The organism is Vibrio sp. TMPB1044 (genome assembly GCF_030442075.1).
GTDB classification, from domain to species: domain Bacteria; phylum Pseudomonadota; class Gammaproteobacteria; order Enterobacterales; family Vibrionaceae; genus Vibrio; species Vibrio satsumensis.
Genome location: NZ_JAUJED010000001.1, coordinates 1 through 13,943 on the forward strand (window position 1 = coordinate 1; position 13,943 = coordinate 13,943).

19 protein-coding genes are annotated in these 13,943 nt (G+C 44.1%); 1 reads left to right on the forward strand and 18 read right to left on the reverse strand.

The annotated features are described in order from the left end of the window. Positions 1-611: 611 nt before the first annotated feature. The 7 genes from QQ041_RS00005 to dusA form a co-directional block, all read right to left on the reverse strand. On the reverse strand, positions 612-1,388 hold the full coding sequence (locus QQ041_RS00005) for a phosphoadenylyl-sulfate reductase (protein ID WP_285952807.1): 777 nt from the start codon (positions 1,386-1,388) through the stop codon (positions 612-614). After that, positions 1,381-3,108: an assimilatory sulfite reductase (NADPH) hemoprotein subunit gene (gene cysI, locus QQ041_RS00010; protein WP_285952808.1), complete on the reverse strand. Its 1,728-nt coding sequence runs from the start codon at positions 3,106-3,108 to the stop codon at positions 1,381-1,383. The genes QQ041_RS00005 and cysI overlap by 8 nt, the downstream gene beginning before the upstream one ends. Beyond that, on the reverse strand, positions 3,108-4,973 hold the full coding sequence (locus tag QQ041_RS00015; protein ID WP_285952809.1) for an assimilatory sulfite reductase (NADPH) flavoprotein subunit: 1,866 nt from the start codon (positions 4,971-4,973) through the stop codon (positions 3,108-3,110). Before QQ041_RS00015 ends, cysI begins: the two co-directional genes overlap by 1 nt. Positions 4,974-5,096: 123 nt before the next feature. Beyond that, positions 5,097-5,327 carry a hypothetical protein gene (locus tag QQ041_RS00020; protein ID WP_146491339.1) on the reverse strand — a complete coding sequence of 77 codons (231 nt, stop codon included), beginning with the start codon at positions 5,325-5,327 and terminating at the stop codon, positions 5,097-5,099. A 192-nt stretch (positions 5,328-5,519) separates the two neighbouring features. Next, a complete protein-coding gene (locus tag QQ041_RS00025; RefSeq protein WP_102472905.1) occupies positions 5,520-6,188 on the reverse strand; it encodes a TIGR04219 family outer membrane beta-barrel protein in 669 nt (222 codons plus the stop codon). Between the two features lie 135 nt (positions 6,189-6,323). Continuing rightward, the gene (gene pspG / locus QQ041_RS00030) at positions 6,324-6,545 is read right to left on the reverse strand and encodes an envelope stress response protein PspG (protein ID WP_285952810.1); all 222 of its coding nucleotides are present in this window, start codon (positions 6,543-6,545) and stop codon (positions 6,324-6,326) included. Between the two features lie 260 nt (positions 6,546-6,805). Next, positions 6,806-7,810: a tRNA dihydrouridine(20/20a) synthase DusA gene (dusA, locus tag QQ041_RS00035; RefSeq protein WP_285952811.1), complete on the reverse strand. Its 1,005-nt coding sequence runs from the start codon at positions 7,808-7,810 to the stop codon at positions 6,806-6,808. 104 nt (positions 7,811-7,914) lie between these two features. On the opposite strand from dusA, the gene QQ041_RS00040 reads away from it, so the two are divergent. After that, a complete protein-coding gene (locus tag QQ041_RS00040) occupies positions 7,915-8,979 on the forward strand; it encodes a site-specific integrase (protein WP_285952812.1) in 1,065 nt (354 codons plus the stop codon). Positions 8,980-9,116: 137 nt separating this feature from the next. On the opposite strand, the gene QQ041_RS00045 is transcribed toward QQ041_RS00040, so the two are convergent. The 11 genes from QQ041_RS00045 to QQ041_RS00095 all read right to left on the reverse strand — a co-directional run bounded on the left by QQ041_RS00045 (position 9,117) and on the right by QQ041_RS00095 (position 13,943). Further along, entirely contained in the window at positions 9,117-9,815 is a 699-nt protein-coding gene (locus tag QQ041_RS00045; protein WP_285952813.1) for a hypothetical protein, read from the reverse strand. Positions 9,816-9,990: 175 nt separating this feature from the next. After that, the gene (locus QQ041_RS00050; RefSeq protein ID WP_269058238.1) at positions 9,991-10,122 is read right to left on the reverse strand and encodes a hypothetical protein; all 132 of its coding nucleotides are present in this window, start codon (positions 10,120-10,122) and stop codon (positions 9,991-9,993) included. Then, positions 10,122-10,532 carry a hypothetical protein gene (locus QQ041_RS00055; RefSeq protein ID WP_048666340.1) on the reverse strand — a complete coding sequence of 137 codons (411 nt, stop codon included), beginning with the start codon at positions 10,530-10,532 and terminating at the stop codon, positions 10,122-10,124. The genes QQ041_RS00050 and QQ041_RS00055 overlap by 1 nt, the downstream gene beginning before the upstream one ends. Beyond that, on the reverse strand, positions 10,529-10,957 hold the full coding sequence (locus QQ041_RS00060) for a M15 family metallopeptidase (RefSeq protein ID WP_285952814.1): 429 nt from the start codon (positions 10,955-10,957) through the stop codon (positions 10,529-10,531). The genes QQ041_RS00055 and QQ041_RS00060 overlap by 4 nt, the downstream gene beginning before the upstream one ends. A gap of 59 nt (positions 10,958-11,016) precedes the next feature. Continuing rightward, a complete protein-coding gene (locus QQ041_RS00065) occupies positions 11,017-11,352 on the reverse strand; it encodes a hypothetical protein (RefSeq protein WP_057620404.1) in 336 nt (111 codons plus the stop codon). Continuing rightward, positions 11,336-11,761 (reverse strand): hypothetical protein, encoded by a 426-nt coding sequence (locus QQ041_RS00070; RefSeq protein WP_285952815.1) that lies wholly within the window; start codon positions 11,759-11,761, stop codon positions 11,336-11,338. The genes QQ041_RS00065 and QQ041_RS00070 overlap by 17 nt, the downstream gene beginning before the upstream one ends. Then, positions 11,758-12,381, reverse strand: a complete 624-nt coding sequence (locus QQ041_RS00075) for a hypothetical protein (RefSeq protein ID WP_285952816.1) — start codon at positions 12,379-12,381, stop codon at positions 11,758-11,760. Before QQ041_RS00075 ends, QQ041_RS00070 begins: the two co-directional genes overlap by 4 nt. Then, on the reverse strand, positions 12,378-13,334 hold the full coding sequence (locus tag QQ041_RS00080; protein WP_285952817.1) for a hypothetical protein: 957 nt from the start codon (positions 13,332-13,334) through the stop codon (positions 12,378-12,380). Before QQ041_RS00080 ends, QQ041_RS00075 begins: the two co-directional genes overlap by 4 nt. Beyond that, on the reverse strand, positions 13,315-13,521 hold the full coding sequence (locus QQ041_RS00085; protein ID WP_048658788.1) for a hypothetical protein: 207 nt from the start codon (positions 13,519-13,521) through the stop codon (positions 13,315-13,317). The genes QQ041_RS00080 and QQ041_RS00085 overlap by 20 nt, the downstream gene beginning before the upstream one ends. Further along, on the reverse strand, positions 13,521-13,667 hold the full coding sequence (locus tag QQ041_RS00090) for a hypothetical protein (protein ID WP_165919940.1): 147 nt from the start codon (positions 13,665-13,667) through the stop codon (positions 13,521-13,523). The genes QQ041_RS00085 and QQ041_RS00090 overlap by 1 nt, the downstream gene beginning before the upstream one ends. A gap of 3 nt (positions 13,668-13,670) precedes the next feature. After that, on the reverse strand, positions 13,671-13,943 hold the full coding sequence (locus QQ041_RS00095) for a hypothetical protein (RefSeq protein ID WP_285952818.1): 273 nt from the start codon (positions 13,941-13,943) through the stop codon (positions 13,671-13,673).

Sequence of the window (13,943 nt, forward strand, 5' to 3'; positions counted from 1 at the left end):
CCATTCCAACAGAATGGTAATGAATTGACTGTGCCAAATAACCCCTCTCTATATAGAAAGTAATTATTCGTATTGGTCACTCAGTTCATTGAAATCAAGTTTGTTACCGAAGTAACTGTTATTACGCTCTTTCGAAAAAAGAACCAATAACGTTTTGATATTCATCAACGAGTGCCCACACAGATTGATAGGTTTAAATTGTTAAAGAGCTTCTCTTCGTTGTGACTTGCATCACTTCGGAAGAGGCGGCCATTCTAGCGATTTAATTCTCAGTGTCAAACACTTTTGAAAATTAATTTCCACTTTCTAAAAGTAGGAGCGAATTATCACTTAAAACTAGTTGCCTAACTAACATTCTGCGCTGAAGCCTTGCGGCGTCTGCCGTGTCAGTGAGGCGGCATTATAGAGATGTTCATCACATTGGCAAGTGTTTATTAAAGAAAAATGTAAAAATAACGATTACATGACGAATAAACACTCAAAGCCTTATTTATGCAACTTTAACTACAAAGTAACTACACAATAACCACAGACTTATCCACAATCACTCTGATTTTATCCCCTAGAAACTAAAAAACTGCCTAATGGCAGCTTTTTAAATAGCAATGACTCTAAATCCCAGAACCATATTGCTCTCCATCATCTTCATGGAGACCACATTCGCGTTTCAGCCCATTAAAACGAGTTTCCTCTTCAGTCATACCCGGCTCCCACTTCTTAGTTGTATGTGTATCTCCAACAGAAAGGTAACCCTGCTCTCGAAGCGGGTGATAACCGAGACCATGCTCTTCTAAGTAATAGTGAACATCTTTATTCGTCCAGTCGATTACCGGCAAGAATTTAAACACACCATTTTGGATGGATAAAATTGGTAGGTTTGCGCGCGATTGAGATTGCTCTCTTCTTAAACCGGAAAACCATGTCCCAACCTCGAGCTCATCAAGCGCTCTTCTCATCGGTTCAACTTTATTAAGCTTGTTGTACTTCTCTATCCCTTCTATGCCTTGTTCCCAAAGTTTACCATATTGCGCTTCTTGCCAATTTGGGCTCTGTTGCGCACGAAATACTTGAAGGTTTAGAGTCAACTTCTTACTTAACTCATCTATAAAACGATATGTTTCCGGGAATAGGTACCCGGTGTCCGTCAGAATAACCGGAATGTCTGGTTTCGCTTGAGTCACTAAGTGCAGCATCAACGCCGCTTGGATTCCGAAACTAGAAGACACAACATGTGTCCCTTCTAAATTATCTAAAGCCCAACTAACTCTTTCTAATGCGGTTAGCCGCTCTAACTCTGCGTTGATTTGTCCAAGACGAAGTATTTGCTCCGTCTTAGTCAATGCGAGTAGCTCTGCTAACTTCAATTTTGAAGCGACAGAATTATGCATGCAGATCCCTCTTTGAAATGATCACCTCTTCGATGATGCCGGCTCGGATAGTGAAATCGCCAAAACCTTCATTGTCCTGTCGTTCCGTAGCCCAACGTCCCACCAGCAAATCAATCTCTTCTAAAATCTGAACTGAAGTGATGTTCTCTTTATACATCTTCGGGATACGAGTTCCGGCTTTGTTGCCACCTAAGTGCATGTTGTAACGCCCCGGAGCCTTACCGACTAACCCCAGTTCAGCCAACATGGCACGACCACAACCGTTTGGACAACCAGTGATTCGAAGGATGATGTTATCTTCTTCTGGTAATCCATGTGTTTTCAGAATGTCTTCAACATCCGTAACAAACTCAGGAAGAAAGCGCTCAGCTTCTGCCATTGCTAGAGGACATGTTGGGAATGCCACACACGCCATTGAGTTTTTACGTTGCTCACTTACCGCATCATCCATCAAACCATATTGACGCGCCAGTTTCTCAATTTTGGCCTTCTGACTTTTAGAGACACCTGCAACAATTAAGTTTTGGTTTGCAGTCATGCGGAAGTCACCTTTGTGGATCTTCGCAATTTCAGCAACGCCTGTTTTCAGCGCTTTACCTGGGAAATCAAGTAAACGACCATTTTCGATGAATAACGCTAAGTGGTACTTACCATCAATGCCTTCCGCCCAACCGATACGATCGCCACGGCCAGTAAACTCATAAGGACGGCTTTCAGAAAACTCAACGCCTGCACGTTTTTCTACTTCCGCTTTGAATACATCAATACCAACACGGTCTAGTGTGTATTTGGTTTTTGCGTTCTTACGGTTCGAACGGTTACCCCAATCACGCTGTGTAGTCACAACGGCTGCTGCTACATCTAATGTCTTGTCTAGTGGTACAAAACCAAAGTCGTCAGCTTTACGTGCATAAGTAGAAGTATCGCCGTGCGTCATTGCTAAGCCGCCACCCACTAACACGTTAAAGCCCACCAGTTTTCCGTCTTTTGCAATCGCAACAAAGTTAAGGTCATTGGCATGAACGTCTACGTCATTCTGTGGAGGAATCACAACCGTCGTCTTGAACTTACGCGGTAGGTAGTTACTACCTAGAATAGGTTCTTCATCGGTTGTTTCTAGTTTCTCACCATCTAACCAGATTTCTGCATAAGCGCGAGTCTTAGGTAATAGGTGTTCACTGATCTTTTTCGCCCACTCATATGCTTCTTGATGAAGCTCGGACTCAACCGGGTTTGTCGTACACAAAACATTTCGGTTGACGTCACCTGCAGTAGCGATTGAATCAATGCCAATACTGTTTAGCGTTTGGTGCATCAATTTAATGTTCGGTTTCAACACACCATGGAATTGGAAAGTTTGACGTGTTGTTAGACGGATAGAACCATAAGAGGTGCTTTCATCTGCGAACTTATCAATCGCTAACCATTGTTTAGGAGTGATGATGCCACCAGGCATACGCGCACGAAGCATGACATTATGTAAAGGTTCTAACTTTTGTTTTGCACGCTCGTTGCGGATATCACGGTCATCTTGTTGATACATACCATGGAAGCGGATCAGCTGAAAGTTGTCTGCGGTAAAACCACCAGTGATACGGTCTTGAAGATCTTGTTCAATCGTACCGCGTAGATTCTTACTTTCACGCTTCAAACGCTCATTGTCAGCCAAAGGTCCAAGTACTTGACCTAGCACTTCTTGCTCTATTACTTGCTTGCTCATTAGTACACATCCCTTTGGTAACGTTTCGCTTTACGTAAATCATTAATATATTGTTCAGCTTGCTCACGGCTCTGGTTGCCATGTTTTTCCGCTATCGTTACTAACGCTTCATGGACATCTTTCGCCATTCGAGTCGCGTCACCACAAACATAGAGGTACGCGCCCTCTTGCAGCCATTGCCAAACCTGAGCTGCTTGTTCGATTAAGCGATCTTGAACATAAACCTTTTCTTTTTGGTCACGACTAAAGGCAACATCCAATTTGGTTAGCGCACCAGATTTGAGGTATTTCTGCCATTCAACTTGGTATAAGAAATCTTGAGTAAAGGTACGGTCACCGAAGAACAACCAACTCTTACCTTCAGCATCATTGTTTTCACGCTCTTGAACAAAACTGCGGAACGGTGCGATACCGGTACCCGGGCCAACCATGATGATTGGTGTATTATCGTCTTGTGGTAATTTGAAGTTATTGTTGTTCTCAACAAACACCTTCACTTCACCACCTTCTTCAAGTCGTTGAGCTAAGAAGCTAGAAGCTCCGCCTAAACGAGACTCTTCGCCTTTTTGATATTCAACGAGGCCAACCGTTAAGTGAACTTCTTCATCTACTTCTGCTTGGCTTGATGCAATAGAATAGAGGCGTGGAGTCAGCTTACGTAGTAGGCCAATTAACTCATCAGCCGATAGCTTGGTTTTCTTTTCAGCTAGTACATCAACAATTTGAGTGTTGCCTGCATATTCACGAAGCTTGTCTTTATCTTCCACCAGCTTGATTAACTTCTTGCTGCCCGAAAGCTCAGCAAACTTAGTCACTAGTTGAGGATTTGAAGATGTAATTTCGAATTTACTGACGAGTGCGCTGTGGATAGATAAGTTGTCACCATCGACATCAACACTTTCGATACCAGATAACCCAACCTTAGAAAGGATCTGATTTGCGAGTTCTGAACTGTTTTCAAACCATACGCCTAGCGCATCACCCGGTTGGTAAGTAATACCCGACTCATCAAGATCAATCTCGATATGACGAACATCTTTACCCGAATCACGACCGGTGATCTTTTGGCTCGTCAATAGTGTCGCGGTGTATGGGTTTTGTTTGGTGTATTGCGAATGACCAGCGGCCGCTTGACCTACTGGTAATTGAACCACATCGGCTTCAGTGCCTGTCGATAGTGTCTCTTTTACTTGCTCTAATGCTTTAGCGCGCCATTCCGTTGCTGATTCTTCGTAATCAACATCACAATCAAGACGGTCGACAAACGATTTAGCACCAAGCTTAGCGAGGAAGTTATCGAAGTCTTTAGCCGTTTGGCAGAAGAACTCATAGCTTGAGTCACCTAAACCAATCACACCGTATTGTAGGTTTGATAATTTTGGCGCTTTCTTCGATTGTAGGAATTCATGCAACTCAATCGCGTTATCAGGGGCTTCGCCCTCACCATTGGTTGAAGCCACAAAAATGACGTGTGTCTCTTTGGCTAGATTCTTACCTTTATAATCACTGGCATCGAAAAGCTCGACAGCAATACCCAAGGCTTTAGCTTCTGCCTCAAGCGATTCAGCGACGCCTTTAGCATTACCTGTTTGAGATGCGAAGATAATGCTGAGCTTACCCGCCGGTTTAGCCGCGACTGCAGCAGCCGCTTGAGCGATTGGCGCAGCTGCACCTACAGGCTGAGCTTGGCTCACACCCCAAAGGTAACCACTGACCCATGCCAGTTGTTGTGAAGATAACTCAGAAACAGTGTGTTGAAGATGACCCAATTGTTGGTCATTAAGTGGTGCTGCTAGCCCAGGTAGTTCATTAACCCCAGACTGTGCATTATTATTTTGTGAAGACTCTTTCTTATTTAAAGACATGGTCACGACATCCCTAATCATTGCGTGACGATAGATTAACCACTCCTTTTAATAACAAGAAAGAATAGAAAAGTATGTTTTATAACTTTTTGGAAGTAAAAACCGATTGAAACGTAAATTGACTTACTGGTTTTCAATACGCACTTGCTGAAAGCCAACCGCCATTGCCGACTTAGATGCTAGGTCTAAATCCGCATAATGGCACTCCTCACCATGGACATCAGTAAGCAGAACGAAGCCGCCTCTCATATGGCGAAACTCCACAACCCAAGACCCTTCTTGAATTGAGGGCTCTATGATCGCTTCAACTAACAGGTTTTCTCTATATAAATTTCGTAATTCATTGAGTGTCATATTCCATCCCTTGCTTTGACCTCACAACATAGACCTTATAAGAATAGACGCTAATTAGCTCTCTGTATAAAGGATGGTCGAAAGTGATGAATGTGCTAACTAATTCCAGAAGGATATAACCAATAGATATAAAAAAACGCCACTTAATAAAGTGGCGTTCTCAAAATTCGTTCTAAATTTGCTTTATATGGCCTAGAAGCGCACTTCAGCGCCAGCAAACCAGCCATCAACCATGACAAACTCTTTGCCAACCTCTGAAGAGAAGAACTCTTCCGAATCAAGGTCGATCACGCGGTAACCACCACGTAGTGCTACTTCAGTTTCTGCTACAGGAATTCGGTACTGAACACCCGCCATCAAATCAGTGCTCTTAATACCACTGCTATCACCGAACTCCATCGTACCGATAATATCGAAATTGGTCTCAGGAACGTTGATCTCTGCGTTGCCGTAGAAGCTCCAAGTGAATTCATCAAAGCTTGTTTGAGCGCCCCCCGTTTTCGGTTCGATGTAATTCGAGTTTGAATACTGAGTAAACGTCACACCCGCATCGAAGTTCATCAGCTTGTGATCTAACAACGTGTAATAGAAGGTGTAATCGTACTTATCGAAAGCCAATGAATCTGCATCAACAGAAGTATAGCGAAAGCTAGCGTTTGGTAGCATCGGGGCATTATGCTCAAATGCGAAATACAACGAAGGTGAGTTAGAGTCATCATCTTGTCTAACTTCGTTTAGCTTTGTACTTCCCCACCACATATCGGCACCGACTTTAGCCGTGTAAGAAAACTCTTCTTCAGCAGACACTGCCGAGCTTAAAGATAGCATTCCCACTAAAGCAATTAATGGCATTTTATTCATTTGAGATAGCTCCAATTCCATATCGTTGTGCTAATTGTATGCACATTCATAGATTATTGGGGAAAATTCTATCACACATCTTAAATTCTCAAACGATAAACCGCTGACGATCAAAGATTTGACGGCACTATGACCTTAGTAACGTCTCTGGTTAGAACTGTGTACAAAGTTTTTGAAAAACCACACACCGATTGCAATCACGATCAACCAAGGCAGCAACTTAAACACAACCCCCATCATACCCAAGACCAACATAACTGCTAACGCGATTCCGGTTGCAGCCAATACCGTCATAAACGTGATACCAGTGACAAGTAGAGTTGCGACGAAAATAAGAACAAAGATTAATTCAAACATAATGGTCTCCCTAATGAGTTAATGACCTATCTTTCCTAATTTCTAACATTGCAGCTTCCATACCAAGTTAGTAAAAACAATAAAACCCTTACTTATCAGGCAAATAAAAGCCACACATCTAAATGCGTGGCTTTTAAAGAAACTATCAATGGCAAATTTAGCCTCTAGTGGCGAATTTAACCTTAAGTTTTAAGCTTAGGTTTTTAAGCTTAAGTTTCTAACCTTGGGCTTTTAAGCTCGAACTTTAACCTCGAGGGAGGTTATACGTTTAGCTCTTTAGGGATCTTAGCCAATGCTGTCTGCATCACTTCGATACCTGCACCTTTCTTATGTGCGTTTTCACTGATGTAACGACGCCATTGTCTTGCGCCCGGCATGCTTTGGAACAAACCAAGCATATGACGAGAGATGTGTCCTAAGCTTGCACCATTTGAAAGCTCACGCTCAATGTACGGGTACATTTCTTCAACCACTTGTGAGCGCTTCTTGATTGGCGTGTCTAAACCAAAGATCTGCAGATCAACTTCAGCCAAGATAAACGGGCTATGGTAAGCCTCACGACCGATCATCACACCATCAAGGTGTTGCAAGTGCTCTTTAGTTTGCTCAAGAGTAGTCACGCCACCATTCACGGCAATCACAAGATCAGAGAAATCTTTCTTGATTTGGTATGCACGATCGTAGTCTAGAGGTGGGATCTCACGGTTCTCTTTCGGGCTAAGACCACTCAACCACGCTTTACGTGCGTGAATAGTGAATTGTTCACAGCCGCCCTTTTCAGAAACCGTTGAGATGAACTTCGTCAGAAACTCATATGAGTCTTGGTCATCGATACCAATGCGAGTTTTCACCGTGATTGGAATATCAGTGACTTCTTTCATCGCTGATACACAGTCTGCTACCAGCTCTGGTTCAGCCATTAAGCACGCACCAAAGCGACCGTTTTGAACTCGGTCTGAAGGGCAACCTACGTTAAGGTTAACTTCATCATATCCGCGCTCACCAGCCAGTTTGGCACAAGCAGCAAGATCGACTGGATTTGAACCACCAAGTTGAAGAGCCAGTGGGTGCTCTTGCTCACTGTATTCTAGGAAGTCGCCCTTACCGTGTAAGATCGCGCCTGTTGTTACCATTTCCGTGTACAGAAGAGTCTGCTGAGATAGCAAACGGTGAAAGTAACGACAGTGGCGGTCAGTCCAATCGAGCATGGGTGCAACAGAAAGTCGGTTACTAGCGTATTTACTGGTTTTATTAGTGTTTGTCATGATTCAGTCTCAATTAATACTGTACAAACATACAGTGAATTACCTAGAATTAAACGGAATTACTTCCTGTAGTACCCCTCAAGTACCCCTTTAGGAGTTGGACAATGGCAAGTTATACCATCGAGACCAGAAAGCTAAAAAGCGGTGAACCAAGGTTCAAGGTAACAATCATCGTTAAAAAGAATTCGCGCATTATACACAGGGAAAGCAAAACTCTAAAAAAGAAAGCACTCGCTAAAGCTTTCGGTAAAAAAAGGGTAGCTGAACTAGAAGCTCAAGGGGTACTCAATCAGCCAAAAACAGTCCCCCTTTCGGTACTCCTCGATTTGTTCATGGCAGAACGAGATCTCTGGGACAATACAGGCCGAACAAAACGCTACGTTATTAAAATGCTTAGGGATTGCGACATCGCCCAAGTTGAAAGTAATCAGCTACGAACTAGCGACTTAATCGAGCACTGTAAAAATAGAAGAGGCGCAGGAGCCAAACCCGCAACGATTTATCATGATATTGCTTACCTGCGTTCTGTAATGAAAAAGTCTAAGCCTGTCTTCAACATCAACACCAATCACCAGATATTTGATGAAGCCGTACCCGTTCTAATTGATATGGGGTTAGTCGGTAAGAGTCAGAAACGAACACGCCGCCCGACTTCTGAAGAGCTGAAACTATTAAAGCTTGGATTAGAACAACGAGAGTCTTTCCGGCCAAATGGCACAACTCGAATCCCATTCACTGACATTCTAGAGTTCAGCATTCTTACTTGTATGCGAATTGGCGAAGTCTGCAAACTGCGTTGGGAAGACCTCAACCAAGAACATAAGACGATACTGGTTAGAGATAGAAAAGACCCAAGGAAGAAAGAAGGTAACCACATGATTGTGCCGTTGCTTGGCGAGTCATTTGAGATCGCACTAAAGCAACCAAACAAAGGTGATCTTATTTTCCCGTACAACTCACGAAGTGTGAGCGCAGGCTTTCAGCGAGTAAGGAACGAATTGGGTATTGAGGACTTGAGATATCACGACTTACGAAGAGAAGGTGCAAGTCGGTTGTTTGAAAAGGGCTATTCAATAGAAGAGGTCGCTCAAGTAACAGGGCATAGGAACTTGAATATACTATGGCAGGTTTATACTCAGCTATTTCCACATAAACTGCATAATAAATAAAATTTAAACCCGTAAAGCTATTATGGGTCTCACACCCAAAAACAAAATAGATGTGAGCACCTGAATGGTCTATTGGTATCGATTTTGCTAATTAAACACTATATCAAGTAGTAAAATGGCTTTTTATTATCTTTCTATCAACTCTTTGGAGCACTCCCCCAAAGTAAAGCTGTCTCACTTCCTAAAAGTCCTGCAAGGTAGTCAATTCCCTGATGCTGCACAGTGAGGAGTACCCCACTATATGCCCCATTCATTTGCGTTAAAGCACATGATGTAGCACTTGCTTTTTCTACATTGAAATACGCTCCCTTACGCACTAAATTTCCAGTAACAGTACAAATACCATTAACAATAAATGAACCGTCAGCAAAGATTTCCCAAGTAGTACCATCAGTATCAGTATGCGTTCCTACAATTTCAGGCAACGGCAAAGAATCTGAAACTTTGTTCATCGAGTACGCTAAGTTCCTACCGTTAAAAGTAGCTTTTAGCTCCACAGAGGTGTCATTAAAGTCTGCTGTTATTTCTTGGCTGCTATCTTTCAAGAAATCAACCTCGTCAGCATACGTTACACCTACGGTCTTCATCTGATTCTTGGTTGTAGTCGCGCTATCGGTAAAATAGACGCTATCACTTCCGAAATCCCCCACAATCAAATTATTTTCAGAACGTGAAGAATCAACTAACAGCACCGCAAAATCTGTACTATTAAAATAAATTCCATTGCTTGAAAATGAATCATTGCTTGCTGAGGTCGAACTGTCCTCACCGCCGCCGCCACAACCTCCTACTAAAAGTAATACAGACGTAACTAAAAATACTGTTGATCCTTTCATCTCAATTATCCTTATTTACAAAAGCTCGAGCAAAAACTAGCAAGCGTAAATAAGATAAAATAATAAATAATTATAATTTCAGTGTGATTTATGAGGTGAGTTTTGCTTTCACAACACGCCCACCTTTGGCGAAGCGATACCCCTTTTTAACGTACCGTTTCTTTTGCCCTCTGTCTTAGTCATTCTTTTTACCTTCTAAAATTGTTTCAATGATGGTCAAGCGTTTATCTTGCTTCCATAACACAACGAGTAACGCTATCCAGGTCGGCGATAAGCCCATGCTGTTCAGTGAGATGAGTAGCTCCATTACTTACCCCTGAATTTAAATGAAAAGAACTCCAGTAAGTAACGCACCATAGAGCGAAACCCAAACGTGTCGATGACCACTGCGCCCACTATGTACCAATAGTACTCGGGCACAAATTCCAACGCTTTGAATCCTTCTTGCACATACTCGGCATAGTCTGGAATAAACGATAAGATTAGAGGAACAAACACCACCAAGAGAATGAACTCGTCTTTCAGACCGCGATCTTTGAGACTCACCCTATCTAAATCGGCGGCCTTTTCATCTCCAGACTGTAAACGCTTCACTTGAGCTCGGTGACGCTCTTGCTCAAGCTCATCTTGTCGCTTGAGGGCATTCGCTTTATTGAGGCCGTGCTGCTTATAGGCATCAATGCCGCCAGTGATGAGGTTTGCGATGGCGCCTATCATGCATAAACCCGTTTATCGAGCTCCACATGAGGCCCATCTTTAAAGCTGACCCAATCCCCACCCCAGACAATAGGCACATTCAACTCTTGCGCTGCTTGTTTAAACGCCCAACTCACTTGTTCGTAATAACTAAAACCCCATGTGACTTTGCTGTTTTCGTCATACACGACAAAGTCGATGGCATGCCCCGTTTGGTGCCGGCTTTTTTTGCTGTAGCCGTCCAATTGGCTGGCGCCTTTTTTGAAGAGTGCATTTTGCTCTTTGGCCGTTCGCTTTCCCGAGGTAATCCCAAAATCAAAAGGGGTTAACTCAATCGCCCTGCGAACCACGCGCTTGAGATCGCCATGAACCCCAATCATGCGTGACTCACTTCTTGCTGATAACGCAAACTGACTAAGTGCCTTATCCACGGTTTTTTTGTTCATGAAATACACTCCTAGTAAAGTGAAGAGCACAACGAGCGCACTCAACTTTTGAATGACCATTATTCGAAGTCCGGTAACTGAGTCACCAGTAACGCTCTGGCTGTTGCTCGCTTGGAGAGAACCTCTTGAGGGACGTCAGCACCGGTTTCTACTTGGCGTACTAAGTAAAAATCTGTGGCTTCAAGGTATTGCTTAGCGAGCTGTCGTCGAGCGTAGCTCATGCTTTCCCGCACCATCGTCTCGTTAAGCACCACCTCTCCGTCTTGAACAAGGTAGCCACCCAAATTGCTTAATACGTCGTCGGTTAACTCAATATCAAGCGTCTCACAATCCTCTCTAGGCTGCGGTGCATTAACGGAGACAATGAGTCCCATGCGATTAACTTGTACTTTCATTGAATGAAGCCTCATTCTCTTTGCTTACCCTTAAATCGACTCCTGAGCCCATTCGAACTTGCATTTTTGTTGCTCCCTTGGGGACAACAATCGTGTGTATTGGGGAGGTTCTGGTGGTCGATTCGCCTAACTGATAAGTGCATTGCTGATACATTAGAATGTCATTCTCATCATTGAGAGCCTCAATGCTATACCTTAGATAGGCTCTAAACGCTTCAATCGTAGATCGTCTTGAAGGCGCAACGTTTAAAGTCACCAATGAGAGCTCACAGGGTTGCAAAGGAAATTCCACACTATAGATACTCAAAGCACTGTCTGTGTATGCGACTGAAAGAGTGCTATCTACATCAACAGACAAACCTTCGCCGCCTAATCGAGGGCTGTAAGATGGGTTATAAATGTCAATCATACGAACTCACCTACGCGAACCTTGTCACCAGCAACACCTTCTAGCATCAGGGCCTTGTTACTTTTAATCAGCACATGACCACCGGCGACAACCTCAATAAACCCTTGAACCAAAACAGAGCACTCATTATCTTGAGAGGCTTGAATAAAGAGTCCTTTTCGCTCTTCATTTCCCGCAATGTTTTGCTCATCTCCCGTTAAATCCAGATGGCCCGTATCGACCTTTTGCAAGGTGTAAAGGTCAGCGAGCTTCTCCACAGTTAGCGTGTCATTTTGAATGCGCGTCTTCACTTCTGCTTGAACGGCACTGACAGTGATGGGGGTTAAGATTTCGCTAATCGCGACGGAATTATTAATATCGATGTTTTGAGATTTGGTGCTGATGGGAATGTCTGCCACTTGATATTCAACCGTGACCGATTCCTCTTGATGGTTAAAAAGTTCAAGCTCATCAAAACGAGTGATATCCACCGTATCGCCCCGCCCGATTTCTGTAGGACGTAACGCGTCTCCGCGAAGCATCAGGGAATGACTGGCTTCACGAAGGATGAGGTATTTACCTGCCTGACCCGCGTTAAACTGAATGCTTTCGCCAGCGCTTAAGGTATGGAGTTGTTTCATTTCTTACGCCCCGATACTAAATAGGCCATGGTCATTAACGTGCAGAGGATCCCCACTATAAGAGACACGTTTTTCAACAGCTCATTATTGCTTTCGTTCTCACCCGTCTGCTCTCTTGCTTTGGATGCATTCGCCATGGCAATGGCAGCTTTGGTGGTTTCCGTTTGTTGACCTGCCATGGATTTAATCGAATCTATCGCGTGCTCACTCAGGTTCGAGTTTGCCCCTATCGCGTATTCACTAAGATCAGCGTTGGCCCCTAATGCACTCTCACCAAAACTAAACGCTCCATCCAGTGCGCTTTCACCAAAATTTAGCGACGCATCCACGCTATCTGACGCCAAATCTAAGGCGTTATTGCCAAAGTTAAACGCCTCTTCTGCGGTCTTACCCGCCACCGCCATGGCACCGTGGTCAGTCATGCTTAAATTAATGTCAGAGTTTTCTATCCCTGACAGAGCAAAGCCGTTGTTATCACCACCAATACCCAGACTGTTGTTCTTGTTGGTGGTCGTGGTGATGGTTTTCGCATTGCTATTTGATTTACTCCGTCCACCCATGTCATCAAACCTTATTTGTAATACGTGCTCATTCTTGTAGGTCTCAATCTCTCGCACGGGCAATTGCAATTTACGCTGAATATAGCGATAAGCGCCGCGCTGATTAAAGTGAGCGCGAATAGAATCAAACCCATTCGCCACTCCGTGATTGAGAGCACTGAGCGTCCCGATGGCCATGTCACCCGCTAAAGCCACCACAACCAACTCCTTAGCGCCAGAGGGGGATTGCTCTCCGCGTAACAACATGAACGTGTCTTCGACTCGATAGAGAGACTCTCGCCCCGCTTTCACTTCAATTTCAGCTTGCTTGAGGTAGTCACCAAGCGCTTTACTTAACTTCGGCTTGGCGTTTCCCCACGTTTCAGGAATTAAGTTACTTTCGAGTAAAAACATACAGCGCAAAAAGCGCGACGAGTGCGATCCCCCACCACGGTATGCCGTTATGACTGCCAAAGTTCATTGCGCCGGCCGTAAAGCCGCTGTTATTGGTGGTATTGGAGGTGTTCCCAGACGTTGCAGGTCCCGATGACCCACCCGTCAAGCCTCCGCCCCCCGTTAAAGAGGTGAGTGAGCCTAGCATTAGCGAAATACTCCCAATTTATAGGCAAGGTAGAGCAAAGCCATCACCGCAGTCGCGGTTAGGGTTTTGTTAAGCCCCTGGCTCACACCAAACCCGAGTGCTGTTCCAAGCCCAAGACCGCCTAAACCGATAAAAAGTAATGGCATGCGCTAATCCTTGAAGAGAACAATGAGAAGAACCACCACCAAGAGCGCCGCTATCCCGCCACCGACATAAAGCAAGGTGTTATCTTTCACTACGGCAGAGCTACCTTGTGGGCTCGTCACGGCATTGCCGTTATTGTCGACCACTGGGGTGTTTGGCTGCTGCGTGGTGTTGGGATTGGACGAATTCGCGTTGTGACCAAATAACCAATCGGCATTTTCTCCCACGCTATCGAGTGCCCCTTCACCAAACTCCAACAGGTCATCAAAAAAGCTCAT